The following is a 1,931-nucleotide window of genomic DNA, read 5'->3' as shown; positions in this document are numbered from 1 at the left end:
AAGCTAACAAATAAGGATTAAGCGTTGCGTAGCCAACATTAAATCCCAAGTGTTGAACAAGCTCGAGCCTCTATATTTATCAATAGCTCATCTAAAAGCTACGCTCCTCTCCTATTAAGTAAAACCTCTAGCCTCGCAAAGTAAGGTCTCATTTGGTTTAATGATGTGGCGATATTTGTTGCAAGCATTAGCACTCATAAGGGGAGAACTACGGAATGATGAGCGAAGAATTACTCATAGATATGTCAGGAATTATGGATGAAGAAACGTTCTATGAATACGTATCCAAGAAACTCAACTTTCCAGGGCTCTATGGTTACAACCTAGACGCATTCTGGGACTGCATCACGGACGAAAATCAATCATCGATGCCTCAGAAGCTAATTCAGAAATTATGCACTCACTGTGCATTCTAACTTTTTAACTCGCTCACTAAGCTATTGATTTTCTGTTGAAGACTTAAACGAAAGACCGCATTATATCTATGTAAAGAGCGGCTTAGCGCCGTATAGATAGCGTTATAAATATTGGAGCATCTGTGAAAGATAACATTCGATACTTTAAACAAAAGCTTAATGAAGCTTACGATATCAATGTCACTGATGTTTCTGCTCTTTCGAGTATGCATGAGTTGTATCAACTCACGACAGTCTACGGTGAACAATATGTTGTTAAGCTTTATAGAGCTAGTCATTGCTCTTTGTCGCATTTGACGTCAATGACCGAGTTCAATGCTAGCTTGAAAGCTAATAGAGTTTCTGTAACCGTCCCTGTCCCGGGAGTTGACGGTAAGTATGTCCAGTATATTGATGATATGTATGCAGTGTTAAGCCATTTTGTACATGGGGATACGGTGTCCACTCTCAATTCTTCTCAATGTTACTTATTTGGTCTAGAGTGTGCTCGGCTCCATTTAACACAGAGCAAGCACGATTTTCCGCCTAAAAAAACTGAAGAGTTGCTCACTTTACCTTTGCTCAATATCAGAGCCGGTTATAGGCACAAGCAAGAAAAGGTTGGGGTTATCGAAACCTTAGCTACGCAAGTGGAGGTCAACTTGTCTAAGTTTCCTTTACCGGAGGTTTTGTGCCACGGAGACTTCCATTGGGGTAATGCAATCTTCTCATCAGAGCAAATCACGATACTTGACTTGGATTTCTGTTGCAGAAGTTGGCGAATATATGACCCTGTAGTCTTCTTATGGAATCTTCTATTCACTAATAGTGACAACATTAAAGAACAATGGTCATCATTTCTGAGTGGTTATCAGTCAATCTCAGAGTTCTCTGAAGAAGAGCTTATAGCTATTCCGTGGCTCTTGATAGCTCATAATATTTGGCAAATTGGTTTTATTGGCGAGGCTACAATTGATGAGTGGGAATTTGATGATTACTGGTTCGATCGTAAGTTCGAGTTGTTCGCGGTAATCAGAGAGATGTATCTATAAAAATATTCTTATAACAAGCAATTCAAGCTGATTCGCAACGTTCGGCACTTTCGGTTGTACTTGTTTGGTGATTACGGTTCAGTGTTTTAGTAAGGTAGCAGCGTTGCTCACAACTTAATTGGGCGTCTATACGAAATCATCATTTACTTAGTTAAGAGTTAACAATTGGATATCTTAGGAATTTTTAAAGACTACATATTTGCAGTCTTAATGGCGCTGTTTTTAGCTTACATTGCTTATCAATAGTTGGTAACTAACCGTCAGAAACTCAAACTAGACCTCTTAGTATCAAGTTTGAAGTACGACACTTTTTACAGATGCGCATGAATATACTCCGTTGGTGTTCTATACCCAAGCCTTTTGCGTGGGCGAGTATTTAATTTGTGTGCAATTTCATTGCAGAGCTTCTGTGTCACGTGTGACATAGAAGTGCGTTTTGGTAAGTATTGTCGTATCAAGCCATTGGTGTTTTCATTAGTTCCTC

Annotated in this window: 3 protein-coding genes; 2 read left to right on the top strand and 1 reads right to left on the bottom strand. The window is 39.3% G+C overall.

From position 1 onward, the window contains the following. The first annotated feature begins 215 nt into the window (after positions 1-215). Positions 216-416: a barstar family protein gene (locus AC4MRV_RS22000; protein ID WP_225312987.1), complete on the top strand. Its 201-nt coding sequence runs from the start codon at positions 216-218 to the stop codon at positions 414-416. Between the two features lie 122 nt (positions 417-538). After that, positions 539-1,447, top strand: coding sequence for a phosphotransferase enzyme family protein (locus tag AC4MRV_RS21995; protein ID WP_491189395.1), 909 nt, complete (start codon positions 539-541; stop codon positions 1,445-1,447). Between the two features lie 311 nt (positions 1,448-1,758). Here AC4MRV_RS21995 and AC4MRV_RS21990 read toward each other — a convergent pair. Further along, the coding region (locus AC4MRV_RS21990; protein ID WP_491189396.1) for a transposase at positions 1,759-1,931 on the bottom strand (173 nt) is incomplete at its 5' end.

Source organism: Vibrio sp. (assembly GCF_984391705.1).
The sequence above is the reverse complement of the archived record's forward strand: the minus strand, read 5'-3'. Positions and strand labels throughout refer to the sequence as shown.

Bases quoted from the DNA above. Each gene is read 5' to 3' on its own strand.
- AC4MRV_RS22000 (WP_225312987.1), top strand. From the start codon at position 216: ATGATGAGCGAAGAATTACTCATAGATATGTCAGGAATTATGGATGAA.